Source organism: Enterobacter sp. SCRI0065, assembly GCF_059766475.1.
Window position 1 is genome coordinate 557,779 of the sequence record NZ_JCBAJB010000001.1, and the last position, 19,032, is coordinate 576,810.

Annotated in this window: 18 protein-coding genes; 5 read left to right on the forward strand and 13 right to left on the reverse strand. The window is 54.0% G+C overall.

Annotated elements, in window-relative coordinates; all coding sequences use genetic code 11:
- Window positions 1-45: 45 nt before the first annotated feature.
- Window positions 46-456, forward strand: coding sequence for a YbhQ family protein (locus AC6EMZ_RS02735; RefSeq protein ID WP_498400838.1), 411 nt, complete (start codon window positions 46-48; stop codon window positions 454-456).
- Here the strand turns inward: AC6EMZ_RS02735 and AC6EMZ_RS02740 are convergent.
- Genes AC6EMZ_RS02740 through cecR form a run of 5 tightly spaced genes read right to left on the reverse strand, consistent with a single transcriptional unit; the run spans window position 418 to window position 6,058 of the window.
- The gene (locus AC6EMZ_RS02740; RefSeq protein WP_498400839.1) at window positions 418-1,524 is read right to left on the reverse strand and encodes an ABC transporter permease; all 1,107 of its coding nucleotides are present in this window, start codon (window positions 1,522-1,524) and stop codon (window positions 418-420) included. The genes AC6EMZ_RS02735 and AC6EMZ_RS02740 overlap by 39 nt on opposite strands.
- Before the next feature lie 9 nt (window positions 1,525-1,533).
- A complete protein-coding gene (locus AC6EMZ_RS02745; protein ID WP_498400841.1) occupies window positions 1,534-2,667 on the reverse strand; it encodes an ABC transporter permease in 1,134 nt (377 codons plus the stop codon).
- Complete coding sequence (locus AC6EMZ_RS02750) at window positions 2,657-4,396, reverse strand: ATP-binding cassette domain-containing protein (protein WP_498400842.1); 1,740 nt, start codon at window positions 4,394-4,396, stop codon at window positions 2,657-2,659. Before AC6EMZ_RS02750 ends, AC6EMZ_RS02745 begins: the two co-directional genes overlap by 11 nt.
- Window positions 4,389-5,384 carry a secretion protein HlyD gene (gene hlyD, locus AC6EMZ_RS02755; RefSeq protein WP_498400843.1) on the reverse strand — a complete coding sequence of 332 codons (996 nt, stop codon included), beginning with the start codon at window positions 5,382-5,384 and terminating at the stop codon, window positions 4,389-4,391. The genes AC6EMZ_RS02750 and hlyD overlap by 8 nt, the downstream gene beginning before the upstream one ends.
- Window positions 5,381-6,058 carry a transcriptional regulator CecR gene (gene cecR / locus AC6EMZ_RS02760; RefSeq protein ID WP_498400844.1) on the reverse strand — a complete coding sequence of 226 codons (678 nt, stop codon included), beginning with the start codon at window positions 6,056-6,058 and terminating at the stop codon, window positions 5,381-5,383. Before cecR ends, hlyD begins: the two co-directional genes overlap by 4 nt.
- A gap of 232 nt (window positions 6,059-6,290) precedes the next feature.
- Between cecR and rhlE the strand changes: the two genes are divergently transcribed.
- Both rhlE and dinG read left to right on the forward strand, forming a co-directional pair.
- Window positions 6,291-7,691, forward strand: coding sequence for an ATP-dependent RNA helicase RhlE (gene rhlE / locus AC6EMZ_RS02765; protein ID WP_498400846.1), 1,401 nt, complete (start codon window positions 6,291-6,293; stop codon window positions 7,689-7,691).
- A 102-nt stretch (window positions 7,692-7,793) separates the two neighbouring features.
- On the forward strand, window positions 7,794-9,971 hold the full coding sequence (dinG, locus tag AC6EMZ_RS02770) for an ATP-dependent DNA helicase DinG (RefSeq protein WP_498400847.1): 2,178 nt from the start codon (window positions 7,794-7,796) through the stop codon (window positions 9,969-9,971).
- On the opposite strand, the gene AC6EMZ_RS02775 is transcribed toward dinG, so the two are convergent.
- The 5 genes from AC6EMZ_RS02775 to AC6EMZ_RS02795 form a co-directional block, all read right to left on the reverse strand.
- Window positions 9,958-10,461: a fimbrial protein gene (locus tag AC6EMZ_RS02775; protein ID WP_498400848.1), complete on the reverse strand. Its 504-nt coding sequence runs from the start codon at window positions 10,459-10,461 to the stop codon at window positions 9,958-9,960. The genes dinG and AC6EMZ_RS02775 overlap by 14 nt on opposite strands.
- A 4-nt stretch (window positions 10,462-10,465) precedes the next feature.
- Window positions 10,466-11,455, reverse strand: coding sequence for a fimbrial protein (locus AC6EMZ_RS02780; RefSeq protein ID WP_498400849.1), 990 nt, complete (start codon window positions 11,453-11,455; stop codon window positions 10,466-10,468).
- 22 nt (window positions 11,456-11,477) lie between these two features.
- Window positions 11,478-14,021 (reverse strand): fimbria/pilus outer membrane usher protein, encoded by a 2,544-nt coding sequence (locus AC6EMZ_RS02785; RefSeq protein WP_498400850.1) that lies wholly within the window; start codon window positions 14,019-14,021, stop codon window positions 11,478-11,480.
- An 18-nt stretch (window positions 14,022-14,039) separates the two neighbouring features.
- Window positions 14,040-14,714, reverse strand: coding sequence for a fimbrial biogenesis chaperone (locus tag AC6EMZ_RS02790; protein WP_498400851.1), 675 nt, complete (start codon window positions 14,712-14,714; stop codon window positions 14,040-14,042).
- 68 nt (window positions 14,715-14,782) lie between these two features.
- Window positions 14,783-15,319: a fimbrial protein gene (locus AC6EMZ_RS02795; protein ID WP_498400852.1), complete on the reverse strand. Its 537-nt coding sequence runs from the start codon at window positions 15,317-15,319 to the stop codon at window positions 14,783-14,785.
- Between the two features lie 254 nt (window positions 15,320-15,573).
- Between AC6EMZ_RS02795 and ybiB the strand changes: the two genes are divergently transcribed.
- Complete coding sequence (ybiB, locus tag AC6EMZ_RS02800) at window positions 15,574-16,536, forward strand: DNA-binding protein YbiB (protein ID WP_498400853.1); 963 nt, start codon at window positions 15,574-15,576, stop codon at window positions 16,534-16,536.
- A gap of 120 nt (window positions 16,537-16,656) precedes the next feature.
- Here the strand turns inward: ybiB and ybiJ are convergent, their stop codons facing one another.
- The 3 genes from ybiJ to mcbA all read right to left on the reverse strand — a co-directional run bounded on the left by ybiJ (window position 16,657) and on the right by mcbA (window position 17,852).
- Window positions 16,657-16,917, reverse strand: coding sequence for a DUF1471 family protein YbiJ (ybiJ, locus tag AC6EMZ_RS02805; protein WP_498400854.1), 261 nt, complete (start codon window positions 16,915-16,917; stop codon window positions 16,657-16,659).
- Window positions 16,918-17,202: 285 nt separating this feature from the next.
- Entirely contained in the window at window positions 17,203-17,469 is a 267-nt protein-coding gene (locus AC6EMZ_RS02810) for a DksA/TraR family C4-type zinc finger protein (RefSeq protein WP_498400856.1), read from the reverse strand.
- Between the two features lie 119 nt (window positions 17,470-17,588).
- Complete coding sequence (gene mcbA, locus AC6EMZ_RS02815; RefSeq protein ID WP_498400857.1) at window positions 17,589-17,852, reverse strand: DUF1471 family periplasmic protein McbA; 264 nt, start codon at window positions 17,850-17,852, stop codon at window positions 17,589-17,591.
- A gap of 241 nt (window positions 17,853-18,093) precedes the next feature.
- Between mcbA and rlmF the strand changes: the two genes are divergently transcribed.
- Window positions 18,094-19,011: a 23S rRNA (adenine(1618)-N(6))-methyltransferase RlmF gene (gene rlmF / locus AC6EMZ_RS02820; protein ID WP_498400858.1), complete on the forward strand. Its 918-nt coding sequence runs from the start codon at window positions 18,094-18,096 to the stop codon at window positions 19,009-19,011.
- Window positions 19,012-19,032: the final 21 nt, after the last annotated feature.

The following is a 19,032-nucleotide window of genomic DNA, read 5'->3' on the forward strand; positions in this document are numbered from 1 at the left end:
GCGGTACTCTGAACTAGCAGAGAAATATCCTTCAGGAGAGAAGCCATGAAGTGGCAACAACGCGTTCGTGTCACAACTGGCCTCAGTTGCTGGCAGATAATGTTGCATTTACTGGTCGTGGCAGTACTGGTAATGGGCTGGATGAGCGGCTCACTGGTGCATGTCGGCTTGGGGTTATGCGTGATGTATGGCGTTACCGTGCTGTCGATGCTGTTTTTACAGCGTCACCATGAAGCGCGTTGGCGTGAAGTGGGTGATGTGCTCGAAGAGCTCACCACCACCTGGTATTTTGGTGCCGCCATGATTGTTTTGTGGCTATTGTCGCGCGTATTGCAAAACAACCTGCTGCTGGCCCTGGCGGGCCTGGTTATTCTGGCAGGTCCCGCGATTGTGTCGTTACTGACCAAAGAGAAAAAGCTAAGCGATATTGCGTCTAAACATCGCGTACGCCACTGAACCCGTCGTGGCCGCTATGACCAGTAGCGGCCACAAGCTTCCCCATACGATATCCAGACTCGCATCCTTCAGATAAATTTGCTTCGTGATATCCGTAAAGTGTCGTATCGGGTTTACCCACGTTAAATCCTGTAACCAGACCGGCATGTTCTCTACCGGCGAGACGTAGCCCGACAGCAAAATCGCGGGCATCATAAACACAAACACCCCGATAAATGCCTGCTGCTGCGTGGAGCACAGCGCGGAAATCAGCAGACCGAATCCCACCAGCGATAACCCGTATATCAGCATCGTAAAGTAAAACAGCGCCAGCGATCCGGCGAACGGAATTTGATACGCCCAGATGCCAATCCCCAGCACAATACTGGCCTGGAAGGTGGCAACAATCAGCGCGGGAACCGCTTTACCGACAAAAATTTGCCAGGTCGCCAGCGGTGAAACCAGCAGTTGATCGAGCGTGCCTTGTTCGCGCTCGCGGGCAACGGACAATGAGGTCACGATCATCACGCCAATGGTGGTGATCATGGCGATGAGCGAGGGCACCACAAACCATTTGTAATCCAGATTCGGGTTGTACCAGTTGCGAACGACCAGCTCGCTGTTATTCGGTTTCGCTTTGCCCTGCATTAACTCCTGCTGGTAATCCTTCACCACCTGCTGCAAATAATTCGCCGCAATCTGGGCGCTGTTAGAGTTACGCCCATCAAGAATCAGCTGCATTGGCGCGGTCTGGAAGGTATCCAGATTGCGGGAGAAATCTGCCGGGAAGCGCACCAGAAGCAGCGCTTTTTGCGTGTCGATGGTGGGCTTGATCTCCTGTGGGCTCTTGAGCAACAGGACGTGAGTGAAGGCTTTAGCACGAGCAAAACGCTGGGTCAGCTCCACCGAATGCTTGCCGTTGTCTTCGTTGTATACCGCAATGGTGGCGTTAGTGACCTCAAGCGTGGCGGCAAACGGGAAAAGCAGCACCTGAATGAGCACCGGCACAATCAGGATCGCGCGGGTCTGTGGTTCGCGCAGCAGCGATTGCAGCTCTTTACGGATTAATGTCCAAAGACGATAAAACATAACCTCTCCTTAATCCAAACGCCGTTTGGTCTTCATCCACGTCAGGCCGATAAACATCACTGCCGACGCCATCAAAAACAGAATATTGACCACTAACACTGACGCAATATTCCCCGCCAGAAACAGGCTTTGCAGCGTATTCACAAAATAGCGGGCTGGGATAATGTAGGTCACCGCGCGGATCACGGCGGGCATACTGTCTATCTGGAAGATAAAGCCCGACAGCATGATTGAGGGCAGGAAAGCCGCGTTCAGCGCCACCTGCGCGGCGTTAAACTGGTTGCGGGTAATGGTGGATATCAACAACCCCATTCCGAGCGTACTGAGTAAAAACAGGCTCGTTATCAGGAACAGCAGAATCAGCGAGCCGCGATAGGGCACGTTGAGGATAAACACCGATACCAGCATGCAGAGCAGCATGGCCAGCATGCCGAGGAAATAATAGGGGATGAGCTTGCACAGCAGCAGCTCCACGCGGGTGACTTCGGTTGACAGCAGCGCCTCCATCGTACCCCGCTCCCATTCACGCGCGATCACCAGCGAAGTCAGGATAGCGCCGATCACCGTCATGATAATGGTCACCGCGCCGGGGATAATAAAATGCTGGCTGATGGCGGCGGGGTTAAACCAGTAGCGGGTTTGCACATCGATTAAGGGTTGAAATTTCTCACCCCGATCCTCGGCGCGCTGCATTTGCCACAGCTGCCAGATACCTTCCGCATAGCCCTGCACAAAGTTGGCAGTATTCGGTTCGCTGCCGTCGGTGATGACCTGAATGGGTGCGTCGTTTCCGGCTCGCGCCATGTTGGCATCAAAATCAACGGGAATGACGATTAACCCGCGAATACGCCCGGCCTGCATCTTCTGAATCAGCTCCTGCCGATTATCGCTGATAGTCGCGTCGATATAAGGGGAGCCGGTCATTGCATGGGTAAAGTCGAGCGCGTCTTTGCTCTGTTGTTCCAGCAAAATCCCCACCCGCAGCTTGCTGGAATCGAGGTTAATACCGTAGCCAAAGATGAACAACAGCAGCAACGGGATCACCACGGCAATGAGCCAACTGCTGGGATCGCGGACGATTTGCCGCGTCTCTTTGACGCACAGGGCGCGCACCCGGCGCCAGGAAATCGCCTTAATGCTCATCGGCATGCTCCTTATCCCAGTCGTTGATCAAGGTGATAAAAGCCTGTTCCATGGTCGGATCTTGCTGTTCATCATCGGCGGCCTGCGCTTTTAAATCGTCCGGGGTGCCGTGGGCGATAAGCTTGCCGCGATACACCAGCCCGATGCGGTCGCAATACTCGGCTTCGTCCATAAAGTGGGTGGTGACCATCACGGTGACGCCTTTTTCCACCATGCTGTTGATATGCAGCCAAAATTCACGGCGAGTAATGGGATCGACGCCGGAAGTGGGTTCGTCGAGAAACAAAATATCCGGCTCGTGCATCAGCGAACAGGCCAGCGCCAGCCGTTGTTTAAAGCCGAGGGGCAGTTCATCGGTGGCGTGAGAGGCAATCGATGTCAGGCCGAACGCCTCGCTCATGCGGGCGATTTTCTCATTCTGCGCACGGCCTCGCAGGCCGTAAACGCCAGAGAAAAAGCGCAGGTTTTGCTCAACCGTCAGGTTGCCGTACAGCGAGAATTTCTGCGCCATATAACCCAGATGCTGGCGCGCTTTACCGGAGCTGACCTTCAGATCCATCCCCAACACCAGCGCTTTCCCTGCGGTGGGCACCAGCAGGCCGCACATCATCTTAAAGGTGGTAGATTTCCCGGCACCGTTTGGGCCGAGCAGACCAAAAATCTCCCCGCGTTTTACCGCGAAGTTGACGTTATCGGTCGCGGCAAAATCGCCGAATTTTTTGGTGAGCGATTTTGCTTCAATGACCGTTTCGTCGGGCTGGCCCTCCACGGTGTGCAGGATGGCGGCAAGCGGTGACTCCGAAGTACCCGCACCGCCGAGCAGATCGATAAACGCATCTTCAAAGCGCGGCGCTGTCTCTTCGATCTCGATTTCCGGCATGTCTTTCGCGCTGCGAATATCGTCGGGAGTGGCCTCTTTTTTGAGGATAACCCGCACCGACCGGCCCTGAATCATACCGTCGCTGACCTGAGGGAGCCTTAAAACGCGCTGCAATAATTTGCGGTTGGTGACATCCGGACTGTGCAGTAAAAAGCATCGCCCAGCCATTCCTTGCGTGAGTGCCGTGGGTTCACCCTGGTACAGCAGTTCCCCTTCGTTCATCAACAGCACGTCCCGGCACTGTTCGGCTTCATCGAGATAGGAGGTGCTCCAGAGGATAAGCATCCCGTCGCCCGCCAGCTCATGAACCATTTGCCATAGCTCGCGGCGAGAAATAGGGTCAACGCCGACGCCGGGTTCATCCAGCAGCAATACCTTTGGTTCGCCCACCAGCGTGCAGGCCAACCCCAGTTTTTGCTTCATGCCGCCAGAAAGTTTACCCGCCAGCCTGCCGGTAAACGGCCCAAGCGAAGTGAACTCCAGCAGACGTGCGAAGGTCTTTTTACGCTGTTCACCGGTGACGCTGCGCAAATCGGCGTACAGATTAAGATTCTCCATCACCGTCAGATCTTCGTATAACCCAAATTTCTGCGGCATGTAGCCGAGTATGGCGTGCAGTTCACTGTCGTTTTTGATCGGGTCAAGCCCCAGCACGCAGGCGCTGCCCTCGTCAGGCTTGAGCAAGCCTGCGAGCATCCGCATAAGCGTCGTTTTCCCCGCGCCGTCTGGCCCTACCAGCCCCGTCACGTAGCCTTTTTGCAACGTACAGTTGAGTGGGGCGACGGCGGGTTTGTCCATTCCCGCAAAACGTTTGACCAGCTCGTTTAACTGGATAACCGCATCATTCATGTCGTTCCCCGTCGTTAAACGTCACGGTGACAGGCATCCCCTGGCGCAGCGCGTCGTCGGCATCGGTCACGATAATGCGCAGGCGATAAACCAGGTCGGTGCGCAGGTCCGGCGTTTCGACCGTTTTCGGGGTGAATTCAGCGGTGGGTGAAACAAAGCCCACCTTGCCGTGATACGGCTTGTCCGGGCGACCATCGGTATAAAGCAGCAGTTCGCGGCCCGGCTGCGCCTGGCTTAGATTAGGCTCATCAATATATGCCCGTACCCAAACCGGACGGGTGAGGGAAAGGGTCAGCACCGTGCTACCCGCGCTTAACATGCTGCCGGGTTCGACGGCGCGGGTCATCAACGTGCCGTTGGATGGCGCGACCAGAACGGTGTCATGCAGATCCAGTTCCGCCTGTGCAAGCTGTGCCTGCGCCTGTTCGAGGTTGGCTTTCGCCTGCGCAATATCCTGCGGGCGATTACCGGTCTGGTACTGGCTGAGTTTGTCCTGAGCAGACTTCAGCGTAGCCTGCGCCTGATCGCGTGACGAACGGGCGTTTTCAAGATCGTTGGCAGAGACGGTGCGGCTTTTCCACAAACCCTGTTGGCGGTTATAGAAATTCTGCGCGTAGTCGTAAGCGGCCTGTGCCTGTTTAACGGCTGCTGCCGCCTGAGCAACTTCCTCTTCACGATAGCCCGCCAGCATCAGGTCATATTGCGCCTGGGCAACCGACACGCCGGCTTTGGCCTGCATCAGCGCATTTTCGTAAGGGGCCTTGTCCAGCTGGCCCAGCGTTTGCCCGGTTTTAATGGTATCGCCCTCGTCAACCGTAAGCGACGCCAGGCGACCGCCTACGCGAAAGCTCATATTGACCGTTCGAATATCTACGTTGCCGTAGAGTGTAAGACCTCGATCCTGCTGGCTTTGATACCACAGCCAGCCACCGATTCCTGCGGCTAGCAGAACAACCACCGCCAGTATGACGACGACAGGTTTTTTCATGACTCCAGGCTCCTTAACGTTAAACCCTGCAGGATCAGGTCGATATGACAGGTGATGACCTGACTAATCTGCTCAGCTTTATCCTCATCGAATTGTGTCCAGCCCGTACGCAACAAAATCGTTTCTCGTCCCAGGCGAAAAGCGAGGACCTGGCCGAGCAGGGCATGGGTATGCAAAATGGTTTCTGTATCATCAGGGTTGCGCCCGGTATAGGCCGCGATAAGCCGGGTCAAATGCGCATGCATGGGGTCGATAACCCGATCGTGGACCAGTTGATAGGCGGCAGTGGGCGAAAGTTGCTCGCGTGAGATAAACTTACTCAGATTGAGCGTATCGTCGTGCGTCAGCAGCCGAATCATATTGTTGCAGGCGTCGAGGATCAGCGCCCGAATTGCAGCACGATCCGGTGTGGGATCGTCAAACAGCGCGGTGGCGGCTTCGACGTGCGTGTGGAATTGAGTCCCGATGAAATCGGCTATCCACTGGGCGCAGGCAAGATACAAATCTTCCTTCGAACCAAAGTAATAGGGAATGGCAGCGATGTTTTGCCCAGCCTGGGCCGCAATATCGCGGGTCGTGGCATGGAGTCCGTATTCGCCAAACTGCGCCAGTGCGGCGGCGATGAGCTGACTCTTGGCCTGTTCACCTTTGGTGGTTGTCGGAGTGGGATTCATAACACCGTTAAAAGTTAATCAATCGATTGATTAAGATTATGTATAAATTTTCACCTTGTCCAGTCGGTCGGAGCAATATTTCGCTGAGGAATCATCGAGGGATATTTTATGCGCCACTTCACAAAATCTGCTACACTCCGCTGCTTCGTGACATTGTGGTTTTTGTCCTACTCTTTTCGTCTTATCTCCCTGAAAACTACACCTGTGACGGTCGGGGCGGTTCGGAGTTTTTATGTCTTTTGATACCCTTGGCCTGAACCCAGAAATTCTGCGCGCTGTCGCAGAACAGGGATACCTCGAGCCAACCCCCATTCAGCAGCAGGCAATCCCTGCGGTGCTGGAAGGCCGTGATCTCATGGCCAGCGCACAAACCGGTACCGGCAAAACGGCGGGCTTTACCCTGCCGCTGTTGCAGCGTCTGGTGCAGAAACAGCCTCATGCCTCTGGTCGTCGCCCGGTGCGCGCCCTGATCCTGACGCCAACCCGCGAACTAGCTGCTCAGATTGGCGAGAACGTGCGTGAGTACAGCCGCTATCTCGACATCCGTTCGCTGGTGGTTTTCGGTGGCGTGAGCATCAATCCACAAATGATGAAACTGCGCAGCGGCGTTGATGTCCTCGTCGCCACGCCGGGCCGTTTGCTGGATCTTGAACATCAGAACGCCGTTAAGTTGGATCAGGTAGAAATCCTGGTGCTGGACGAAGCCGACCGCATGCTGGACATGGGCTTTATCCACGATATCCGTCGCGTGCTGGCAAAACTGCCTGCTAAGCGTCAGAACCTGCTGTTCTCTGCGACCTTCTCTGATGAGATCAAAGGCCTGGCGGAAAAACTGCTGCGTAACCCGCTGGAAATCGAAGTGGCGCGCCGCAACACCGCCTCTGAGCAGGTGTCCCAGTACGTTCACTTTGTGGACAAAAAGCGTAAGCGGGAACTGCTGTCGCAGATGATTGGCGAAGGTAACTGGCAGCAGGTGCTGGTCTTTACCCGTACCAAGCACGGCGCTAACCACCTGGCTGAACAGCTGAACAAAGATGGTATTCGCAGTGCCGCTATCCACGGTAATAAAAGCCAGGGCGCACGTACTCGCGCATTAGCTGACTTTAAATCCGGTGACATTCGCGTACTGGTGGCAACCGACATCGCCGCGCGCGGTCTGGATATTGAAGAACTGCCGCACGTGGTGAACTATGAATTGCCAAACGTGCCGGAAGATTACGTTCACCGTATTGGCCGTACCGGTCGTGCGGCGGCAACCGGTGAAGCACTTTCTCTGGTCTGCGTAGATGAGCACAAGCTGTTGCATGACATCGAACGCCTGCTGAAGAAAGAGATCCCACGTATCGCCCTCGAAGGCTATGCGGTTGATCAGTCCATCAAAGCTGAGCCGATTCTGAATGGTCGTCAGGGTGGCGGTGGTCGTGGACAAGGCGGGCGTGGTCAGGGTGGTGGCGGTGGACGCAGCCAGCAGCCGCGTCGTTCCGACGGTAGCGCACCGAAAGCGGCAGGTAAACCTCCGCGCCGTACCGGTGATGCGAAGCCCGCAGGTGAAAACCCGTGGCGCAGCGGGGAAGCAAAACCCGCAGGTGAAGGCCAGCGTCGACGCGGCCCGCGTAAACCTACCAACGCGTAGTAATCTGGAAGCCCGGCCGTAAAGCCGGGTTTTTCTTTTTGCGGCGGAGAAAATAAAGTGCCACAATAGTGGCTGTTTATACAGTATTTCAGGTTCCCCCCGATGGCTTTAACCGCTGCGCTCAAAGCGCAAATTGCCGCCTGGTATAAGGCGCTGCAACAACAGATCCCTGACTTTATTCCCCGAGCCCCGCAGCGGCAGATGATTGCCGATGTGGCGAAAACGCTCGCCGGAGATGAGGGCCGGCATCTGGCGATCGAAGCGCCCACTGGCGTCGGGAAAACCCTCTCCTACTTGATACCCGGTATTGCCATCGCGCGTGAAGAGCAAAAAACACTGGTGATTAGCACCGCCAACGTGGCACTCCAGGATCAGATCTACAGCAAAGATTTGCCGTTGCTGCGCAAAATTATCCCTGAGCTGCGATTCACCGCCGCGTTTGGTCGCGGTCGCTACGTCTGCCCGCGTAATCTGGCAGGGCTTGCGAGCAGTGAGGCGACGCAACAGGATCTGCTGGCGTTCCTCGACGACGATCTGACGCCAAACAACAAAGCCGAGCAGGATCTGTGCGCGAAGCTCAAGGTCGAACTTGATGGCTATAAATGGGACGGCCTGCGCGATCACACCGATAAAGCCATTAGCGACGATCTGTGGCGACGCCTGAGCACGGATAAAGCCAGCTGTCTGAATCGCAACTGTCATTACTATCGCGAATGCCCGTTTTTCGTGGCCCGCCGAGAAATCCAGGAAGCCGAGGTGGTGGTCGCCAACCACGCGCTGGTGATGGCGGCGCTGGAAAGCGAATCGGTCCTGCCCGATCCTAAGAATTTACTGCTGGTGCTCGATGAAGGACACCATCTGCCGGACGTGGCGCGCGATGCGCTGGAGATGAGTGCGGAGATCACCGCCCCGTGGTTTCGTCTTCAGCTTGATCTGTTCTGTAAGCTCATTGCCACCTGCATGGAGCAGTTCCGCCCTAAAACAACGCCACCGCTGGCGGTGCCGGAACGACTGAGCGAACACTGCGAAGAGGTTTACGCGCTGATCGCCTCGCTGAATAACATTCTCGATCTTTATCTGCCGGCGACTCAGGAGGCCGAGCACCGCTTTGCGATGGGTGAGCTGCCAGATGAGATCATGGAAATCTGCAAGCAGTTGGCGAAGCACCTCGAAAAGCTGCGTGGTCTGGCCGAAATGTTTTTGAACGATCTCAGCGAAAAAACCGGCACCCATGATGTGGTGCGCGTGCATCGCGTCCTATTGCAGATGAACCGCGCATTAAGCATGTTCGAAGGGCAGAGCAAGCTGTGGCGACTGGCGTCTCTGGCGCAGGCCTCTGGCGCTCCGGTGACCAAATGGGCGACCCGCGATGCCAAAGACGGCCAAATTCACCTGTTCTTCCACTGCGTGGGGATCCGCGTCAGCGATCAGCTTGAAAAGCTTATCTGGCGTAGCGTGCCGCACGTGGTAGTGACATCCGCCACGTTGCGATCGCTCAACAGCTTTTCCCGTTTGCAGGAGATGAGCGGTCTGAAAGAGAAGGCGGGCGATCGCTTTGTCTCGCTGGATTCGCCGTTTAATCACTGCGAGCAGGGCAAGCTGGTGATTCCAAAGATGGAGCACGAGCCGCTGATGGAACATGAGGAGAAGCATATTGCCGAAATGGCGGCCTTCTTCCGCGAGCAGGTCGAGAGCAAAAAATACCCCGGCATGCTGGTTCTTTTTGCCAGCAACCGTGCTCTTCAGCTGTTTTTAACCTTTGTCACCGATTTGCGTTTATTACTGCTGGTGCAGGGCGATCAGCCGCGCTATCGCCTGGTGGAGGCGCACCGCAAACGCATTGATAGCGGCGAGCGCAGCGTACTGGTGGGCCTGCAATCTTTTGCCGAAGGTCTGGATCTCAAAGGCGATTATCTGACGCAGGTGCATATTCATAAAATTGCCTTCCCGCCCATTGATAGCCCGGTGGTGATCACCGAAGGCGAGTGGCTGAAAAGCCTGAACCGCTATCCGTTTGAGGTGCAAAGCCTGCCGGCAGCGTCGTTTAATCTTATTCAGCAGGTGGGGCGTTTGATTCGTAGCCATAGCTGCTGGGGAGAGATTGTCATTTATGACAAACGCTTGCTGACCAAAAACTACGGTCAACGTTTGCTGAATGCGTTACCCGTTTTTCCTATCGAACGCCCTGAGGTGCCTGAGGTAAAAAAACGCCCGGCACAAGCGGTGACCGGGCGTAAGAAAAGCATCCGTGCTAAAGGGCGCGGTCCTACTGGTAAGTAAAAGTCACCTGCACGACGCTGCTGAACGTTCCCGCGCTGATGGGCATGGAAGTGGCGTAATAGCGTGCGGCTAAAGGAAAGGTGGCTGTACGATCGTCCTGATTAATCAGTTCGTTAAAGCTCGCTTGCGGGGCAATAAGAATATTGTCCTGCCGATCGGCTATTTCCAGCGCAAGCCCTTTTGCACTGCCGGTATTCGCGAATTTTGTCGGATGCACACTGTCTGCCTGTCCGTAAAAAAAGGCGTTCGCCAGCGCGAGGGTCGCCGGGCAGTGCGTGACCTTCAGCGAAAACGCTTTCCATTCACCGGTATCGCCCACGTCCTTGAAATCACTTGAGGCCGCCTGTCCCAGATCGACGGTCAGATTCTTACTGGCGCTGTCTATAACGCAGGTATTTGCGTAAATGTTCCCCGTCATTTGCACTTCAATCGTGTCCGCAAAAGCGGGCGACAGCACGCCAGGAATGAGTAAAAGCAGGATTTTTTTCATCGGGTCACTTATAGGCAAGAGTGATAGTCGCAACGGTATTTGCCGGACCGGGAGTGACCATATCGCTAATTTGCTCGTAGCGAACCTGGAAAGGAATCGCCAGCGTCTGGTTGGCTTGCGCCTTGGCCTCGGTGTTAACGTAGTTATCGAACGTAGCAATCTCGCCGTCAAACAGCATTCTGACACCGACTCCCGTCGCCATGCCGCTTTGCTGAGTGAGCTTAATGACGCCTTCAAACGCGGTTTCATATCCATTGGCGCTGGAAATTTTCACTTCAGGTTGCACGGTGCTATTACAGTTGACGGTAACGTTAAACTCTTCTGCAGGCGTCGATAGCATGCCGACGCTGACGAAGTCGCTGACCGGAAAATCGCCCAGAGCCACGGTCAGATTTCGTGGCAGAACTGAGCAGGTGACGGTTTGCAGATTGACGTTCCCGGCGTAGGCAATATCGTTTGGACTGCCGATCCCCTCATGAGCAAATACGCCAATGCCAAATCGCGTTTGCGCCTGAATTAGCGTTCCGGAGGCGACTTCGGTGCTGGTTTTCACCAGCTGCAGCGTCACGTCGAAATTAAACGTTTGCTGCCCATCATCGGACACATAGCCAATCGGGGTGCCGCGCGAGTCGCACTGCACGCCGCCCGCTCCGCTGATCCGCTGGCCCTTATCGTTCATGAGTGCTACGCCGATGCCGGTTACGCCTGAGTCATACACCCCTTTCAGGCCAGGGATTTCAGCGCCGGTACCGTAGTAGCAAGAGACAATTTCCAGCCCGTTATCAACGCTCTGATCGCAATGCCCTGCGACGTGCGCGGTTTGTTCGGAACCGGGGATCGTTTCTCCCACCGCCAGCGTCGTCGGCACAGATATAGAGGCCACGTTAATCATTTTAGGCATGTCCGGGGTGATACAGGTTGCTTTGGCATGCGGCATAAATAAGGCTGCCGTTGCCAGAATCAAAAGGAAAAAACACGGTTTTATTATCTGCATAAGGATGAGCCTGAACGATGAGTTAATGACACTGCGCAGCAGCGTTAATGATTGTGGTTTTGTCTTTCTCATCCGTCAGGGCGTAATCAGCGACGCACCGCTCGCTGGCATCCTGACCCCAGGAGACGGCAAGCCGACCATGCTGGGGTAAACCGGAAAGATAGGTCTGACCGTCATTGCCCACGATAAATTCGCTATCCTTGTCTTCGGTCGTGACCGTTGCACCAAAGGGCAGGGGTTTACCATCATGTGTGAGCGTCAGTAAGGCGCGGCGACCCACGCGGGTGTTAAAGGTCGCCCGGACCACTGCACCGCGCGTGGGGGTAACAATCTGCGCGGCGTGGGTGACGTCGGCATCATCCGGCAGCGTTTCGGTATCCAGTGAAATCGTGTTATGGCGATAGTGAGTAATGAAAGGCACCACGGTGTAGCCGCGGAAATCCGTCTCGACGCCGGTCTGGCTGGTAATGCGGGTGCCATGTGTTCCCGGCGCTTTGATAAGCGCAATGGTTTCACCCAGCGGCTGGCTCAGGGTGATCCCGTTGGCGTGCGCGACCACGCCTCCCTGTAGACCGATGTTGACGCTGCGCTGATTTTTATCCTGGCTCACCCCACCGCTGACCTCGCCGTAGGTGGCTTTGTAATCCACGTTCATGCTGGTTGAGCTACCGCTTCCGGTATTGCTCAGGCCTTCCTGAAGATTCCAGTTAAGATTGTCTTCCTGTAGCGCGGTGCCATTTAGCCCTATATTTTGCGTCGTGCCGTCTTTGCTGTTGTTCATGTTGTAGGTCGCCCAGGTGTTATGCATCCAGCGATCGAGCGGAACCGACACGCTCAGCGCGAAAAGGTTGTCATTGGTAACGGACTTCCCGTCCTCATCGCTGTCGTCGGTGTTTTTATTCATGCTGTAGCTCAGGCTGTAGCTCACGCCTTTCCAGCTATTGTTGTAGCTCACGCTCATCGAGGTCATGTCCTGGTTCTGGCTCCAGTAGGTCTCTTTCACCAGACTTAGGGTCATTGAGCCCCAGCCTTCGCCCAGGGTTTGGTCAATGGTTGCCTCGGTACGAGCGCGGCGCTGCTGCGGTTCGGACCAATCGCTTGCGTGGGTGTACGATTCCATGGTGTCTTCCATGGTGTAAAAGCCTTTACTGTTGTAGCGGTAACCCGCCAGCGAGAAGTTTGTGCCGGTGTCGGCAAAATCTTTGCTGTAACGAATCCGGGAAGACTGGCCTTGACTGGCCTTTTGTTTCTTGAGTAGCGCTTTTGCGCGGGTGACATCAATAGAGAACGCCCCCAAATCGCCAAAGTTTTTGCCCGCGCCCAGAGCCTGAGACTGGTAATGACTGCTTTGTTGCACGCCGCCATAGGCGGTAAAACCATATGGTAGACCGTAAATAGCGCTGCCCTGCGCAAAGGGCGTTTTCTCGACATCGTTGTCATAAGAACGATAGCGACCTGCCGTCACGCTGTATTTCAGATGTCTTTCGCGTTGTAGTACGGGGACGGAAGCGTATGGCACAACAAAATGGCGTTCGCTACCGTCGGTTTCTTTCACCGTTACCTGCAGGTCGCCGCTGCTGCCGGTAGGGTAGAGATCGTTAATTTCGAAGGCACCCGGCGCAACGGTGTTCTGATAAATGACGTAGCCGTTTTGGCGCACGACCACCAGGGCATTACTGTGTGCCGTGCCGCGAATGATGGGGGCGTAGCCTTTTTCGCTGTCCGGCAGCATGTCGCTGTCGGAGTTAAGCTGCGCGCCGGTATAAGGCACGCTGTCAAAAACATCGGATGGCGAGCTGCTCTGTCCGACGGTGATATCGCTTTTCATCGCCACAATATCGCGCTGGGCGTAGGTGTAGACCGAGGAAAATTTCTGCTGTTCTTCTTGACCGGTGGTGCTGCGGTTCCAGGTGGAATAGTTACGAACGCGCCATGCTCCAATATTAAAGCCTGGCCGCAGGTTGACGTATTGGCTGCTGTTATCTTCTGCGCCCGGCTGTAGAGCGTGGCTTTGACTGGCCGTAGCGCTATAGTTCAGCAGACCGGCGTTGATGCCTTCGTCGAACTCTTTTGGGTCGATATATCCGCGCGGAATTTGGCCCAGCGCAGACTGCGGAATACTGAGTAACAGCTGCTGATTGCTGATGCGAAAGGTCGCTGAAGCCGCAGGGATCGCGCTTAAGTCAGCGCATTTTCCTTTAGCCATCAACTGCGGAAAGTTATTCGCTTTAATCCCCAGGCTTTTGATCTCATCGAGACTAAAGCAGGGCTGAAGTGAAGCATGACCCTGCGACGCTTTATGTAATTCGAACCTCACGCTACGGCTATCCACTTTATTATTATTAATAAAGACGGTGACCTGATATTCGCCGGGCGCCTGCCCTGGGCCTTTTTCATAGATGCTCAGGTCAGTTTTAGCCTGCTGCGGATTATCAATATCCAACAGCGCCGGATTGAAATAATCATCTGCCCATACTGTCTGCGCAAAACACATCACTGCCAGGCCACAGAGGATGACCAGCAGGGCAGGAATTCGGCGGATTAGAGGCTTTTTATGGGTGTACATGATGATTATATTTCGTCCTTAGCGGACGGAACCGGACCAGGTTTTGCTGATGCTGCCGTAATCAGTGATCACCGACCATGCGACGGTTGTCCCGCTCACATTGGCCGGAAGCGCAAAGTGCGTTTCCGTTTGCGGAATAGCCCAGGTGGCCTTTGCGACTTTTTGACCATTCAACGTGACGGTCTGGAAATTCATATAAAACGGGGTCGGATTATTCACGACCAGATCATGACCTTCACGATGCCATTCGAGTTTATCGGCAACCTCTTCCGGTTTGCCTTGTATAGCCGAGGGGCGATACAGCAGCTTAATGCGCGTATTAATCGCGATTTGCAGCGTGTTGGTCCCTTCAGCATGTTTTGATGACGGGATAGCTTTGATATTCAACCAAAACAGAGATTCACGATCCTCAGGCATAGTGCCGCCGGTGCGTACCACGCGCAGAACGTTGTCCTGTTTTGCATCAAGACGAAACAGCGGAGGGGTGATCAGGAAAGGTGCTTTAGTCAGACTTTTACCGCCGGAATCTACCCAGGACTGAATCAGATAATCGATATCATCCGGATTGGAAAGACCGAGAGAAGACTCCTTTTTATCTCCCTGATAGACCAGGCGAGTGCCATTAATAATGACCCCAGCATGGGCGGTTGCGGCAACCAGTAATAAGGTGCTTAGTAAATAGCCATGGCGCATAAATATTTCTCAACAGGAAGAAGGGATATTACCCGGACTGGCCGGGTAATATCCCTTGATTGATAATATCAGTTATAAATAACGGTGAAAGTTGATACGGAATTCGCTGGCCCGGCGGTGACTGCTGACTGGGTTTGGATATAGCGTGCACCGAATTCAAGACTATTAATCGTGCTTCCAGCCGTTAATGGATATTGCTGAGAAGGCGTATATAAACTGACCGGTTGCTCGGATGCATCGACGAGTTGAATCGCGACGCCCGTCGCGGCATCGGCATCCGACGACAACGCCAGCGTGGTGTTATTATCCGAATCTGGCGTACCGCCAAAATTAATGGCGGCAGAAGTGACCGTCTCAGGACAATCCTTTAGCTGAATATCAAATTTTGTGAGCGTGCTGGTGGAGCCTGCACCGGTAAAAACGGTCTTAGAGACCTTACCTAAAGGAACGTTCAGCGGGTTACTTAACCCATTAACAACCTGACAGGCAGAATCAATAATTTCACCCGTGAAGTTTATTTGTCCCTCGCCATTTGTTGCCGCAAACGCGGATGCTGTACATCCAATCGTTGCTGCCAACAATATACCTAACGCAACCTTATTCATGATAATCCTGATATTTTTCCTGGTGAAATTCATGCCTTGAGACTTTCACGATTGATACTCAATGCTTGTACGGTGGTTATTTAATCAGAAGAGAGCGGGATATGAATCTTTCGCAGGAACCACAAATAATTGAATTAAGCCTTGTATTTTTTTTCCTTTGCTAAAACAGAATATTATTGTCCCAGGACAAAAAACTATCGGCATCGGACCCTTCAGGGCTATATTGTTAACCATATGCCGAAAGGAGAAATGTCGTGGATTATCGCAAAATTATCAAAGAGGTAGGGCGGGGTAAAAATCACGCCCGTGACCTGGATCGTGAGACCGCCCGTGCACTGTATAGCCATATGTTAAAGGGTGAAGTACCGGATCTGGAAATGGGCGGCATTTTGATTGCGCTGCGTATTAAAGGTGAAGGTGAAGCCGAAATGCGCGGATTTTATGAGGCGATGCAGGCACAGACCCTGCGTCTGACCCCTCCGGCGGCGAAGCCGATGCCGATTGTGATCCCAAGCTATAACGGTGCACGTAAGCAGGCGAATCTGACGCCGCTACTGGCCCTTCTACTGGCTAAGCTGGGTTTTCCGGTGGTGGTGCACGGCGTTAGTGAGGATCCTACGCGCGTGCTGACGGAAACCGTCTTTACGCTGCTGGGGATTGAGCCGACCCTTCATGCCGGACAGGCGCAGGCGAAACTGGAAGAGGGTCGCCCGGTTTATATTCCTGTTAGCGCGCTCTGTCCGCCGCTGGAAAATCAGCTGTCGATGCGCTGGCGGATGGGGGTGCGCAATAGCGCGCACACGCTGGCCAAGCTGGCAACCCCGTTTGCCGAAGATGAAGCATTGCGTCTTTCCAGCGTTTCGCACCCTGAATATGTCATGCGGGTGGCCAGCTTCTTTGAGGGGATTGGTGGACGAGCGCTGCTTATGCACGGAACCGAAGGGGAAGTCTATGCCAACCCGCTACGCTGCCCGCAGCTCACGCTGATAGAACCTTCCGGCACGCGGGTAGTGCTTGAGCGCGGAGAAGACAACGCGGAGGTCGTTTTGCCGCAGGCAAAAGATCCGCACACGACGGCGGTGTGGATTGAGCAGTGCCTTGCAGGCGCCGTGCCGGTTCCGCATTCTCTGAAGCTCCAAATCGCCTGCTGTTTACTGGCAACAGGGGTTGTCGATTCGGTGGAAGCCGGGTTGCGGCACGTTGAGCGCGCTTTTTAAGGCAAAAAAAAGCCCGTCCAGTGGCGGACGGGCAAACAAAGGGTAACAACAACAGGGTCAATGAGGGTTGGAGCAACTCGCCAGAGGGGTTAGCGAGTGTAGAGCATTAATTCATGTGGGTTATTTGTAGATAACCGCAGTACCGCTCAGTTTGTTATTGGTGTTGGCGGAAGTAATGGTATAACCGCTAGCGCCAGCAGCAGAGGCTTTCTCAGCCAGTTTCGCTTCCAGGCCATCTAGTGTGGTTGCGCCTTCAGCACTCACCACACCGATTTTATTCATGTTTTGCGCCTGAGCAGAAGTGATTGATTCTGCAGCAAATGCGCCAAAAGATAGGGTAGTCAGAGCAATAGCAGCAACAGCATATTTAATGGTTTTCATGGTTAATCTCTCGCAGGTTATTCTGTTAATGGGACGATGTTCCGTCGATGTGATAAGTATCACGTTTTTTTGCGAAAGATAAAATCGAAGAGAATTGACAGCCTTGCTCAAAAAAATTGAATGACAAATAAGTTATTGAATATTAATAAATTCGAAGTGACCTTTTACAGTTCTTGTCGCTTCGCTTTACAGTTCCAGGGCGAAGGGCACGTTTTGCTACGCGTAGTGGTAAAAATCGTGAGCGTAAAGTAAACCGCTTGCGGCTTCGATTACCGTAAAGAATAGTCAACGTAACTGGCTGTCTTTAGAACCTCTGCGATTATATCCTGAATTTGTAGATTTATGTGAATCTTTATTCTGTTGGCAGGCGAGGCATAACCGCACGCCGGGAACGGCTTTGCGCCGTGGCTCGGGAATCGGATCGCCACATTCTTCGCATTCTGACAAGCTTTCACCCTGAGGCAGCTCTCCTCTAACGCGCGCGACCGCATCTTCAATTGTACTGTTGATCTGCTCGTTTACAGCGTCGTCGTTCGCCCAGCCAGATGCCATGGCTTTTTCTCCTTTCAACGTCTTTCATATAAGTGTAGTGAATGTGTGGTCGAGGAACGTATAAGAAAGGACTGCTTCTTTTAAGAAGAGGCAGTCCTTTTTAGTGGATGAGGGGAAGCTTATTTATAGATAGTAGCGGTGCCGTACATACGGTTATCGCCGCCTGCTGAATTAACCACAAAACCTTTTGCTCCTTCTTCACGGGCCTTTTCACCCAGTTTGGATTGCAAATCGTCGAGATTCGCCGCGCCGGTCACGGAGACCGTTCCGGCTGGGCGTAATTGCCCGGTATCGCCATGTATGAGTGGGTCAGCCGACCAGGCGGCAAAGGAGGCTGTCGCCAGGACGCCTGCGGTGAGTGCTGATATCAGGTACTTTTTCATAATCACATCCTCTGAATGACAACGGGTGATTCAGAATGAGTGTAGAAGCTTATGAGAGGTGATTTAGCGCAAAAATTTGATGATGATCTGCTTATTTTTTGAACGATGTTTGTTGACAAAATACTGACAGATCATAGACATACAGGTTACTGATTTTTAGCGAATTATTGTTCCTTAAAGAGAGTTATTTACCGTCGCGTCTTCAGAGGGTATCTTACGCCGCTGTTAAAAGGAGAATGCCATGACTGCCCAAAAGCCGGGATTGCACCCGCGTAACCGCCACCGCAGCCGCTACGACATGAATGCGTTGTGTCAGAGCTGCCCACAACTGCAAGCGTTTATCGTGCAGACACCTGCGGGTGAACCGTCGGTAAATTTTGCCGACCCGCTGGCGGTAAAAGCGCTGAATAAGGCCCTGCTGGCCCATTTCTATGGCGTGGCGCAGTGGGATATTCCGGAAGGCTTTCTATGCCCACCGGTGCCTGGGCGTGCTGATTATGTCCATCACCTCGCTGATTTGCTGGCCGACGATTGCGGTGGAGAAATTCCAAAACAGGCGACGGTTCTGGATATTGGTACGGGCGCAAATCTGATCTATCCCCTGATCGGTGTGGCGGAATACGGCTGGCGCTTTACCGGCAGCGAGACGGGTCAGGAAGCGTTTGCCAGTGCGCAGGCCATTATTAACGGCAATGAGGGCTTAACCCGGGCAATTCGCTTGCGTCGACAGAAAGAGGAGACCGCCATCTTTGACGGCGTTATCCATAGAAACGAAAACTACGACGCCACGATGTGTAATCCACCCTTCCATGATTCAGCTGCTGCGGCCCGTGCCGGAAGCGAGCGCAAACGTCGTAACCTCGGCCAGGCAGAAGATGCTGCGCTGAATTTTGGCGGCCAACAGCATGAGCTGTGGTGCGAAGGCGGGGAAGTGGCGTTTATCGAGAAGATGATTGCCGAAAGCAAAGCGTTTGGGCGTCAGGTGAAATGGTTTACGACCCTGGTTTCTCGTGGCGATAATTTACCGCCTCTGTATCGCGCACTGACCGCCATCGGTGCGGTGAAAGTGGTGAAGAAAGAGATGTCGCAGGGACAAAAACAGAGTCGCTTTATCGGCTGGACGTTTATGGACGATGCCAAACGCCGCCGACCGTTCTGATCGGCAGCGAGCCAGATTGAG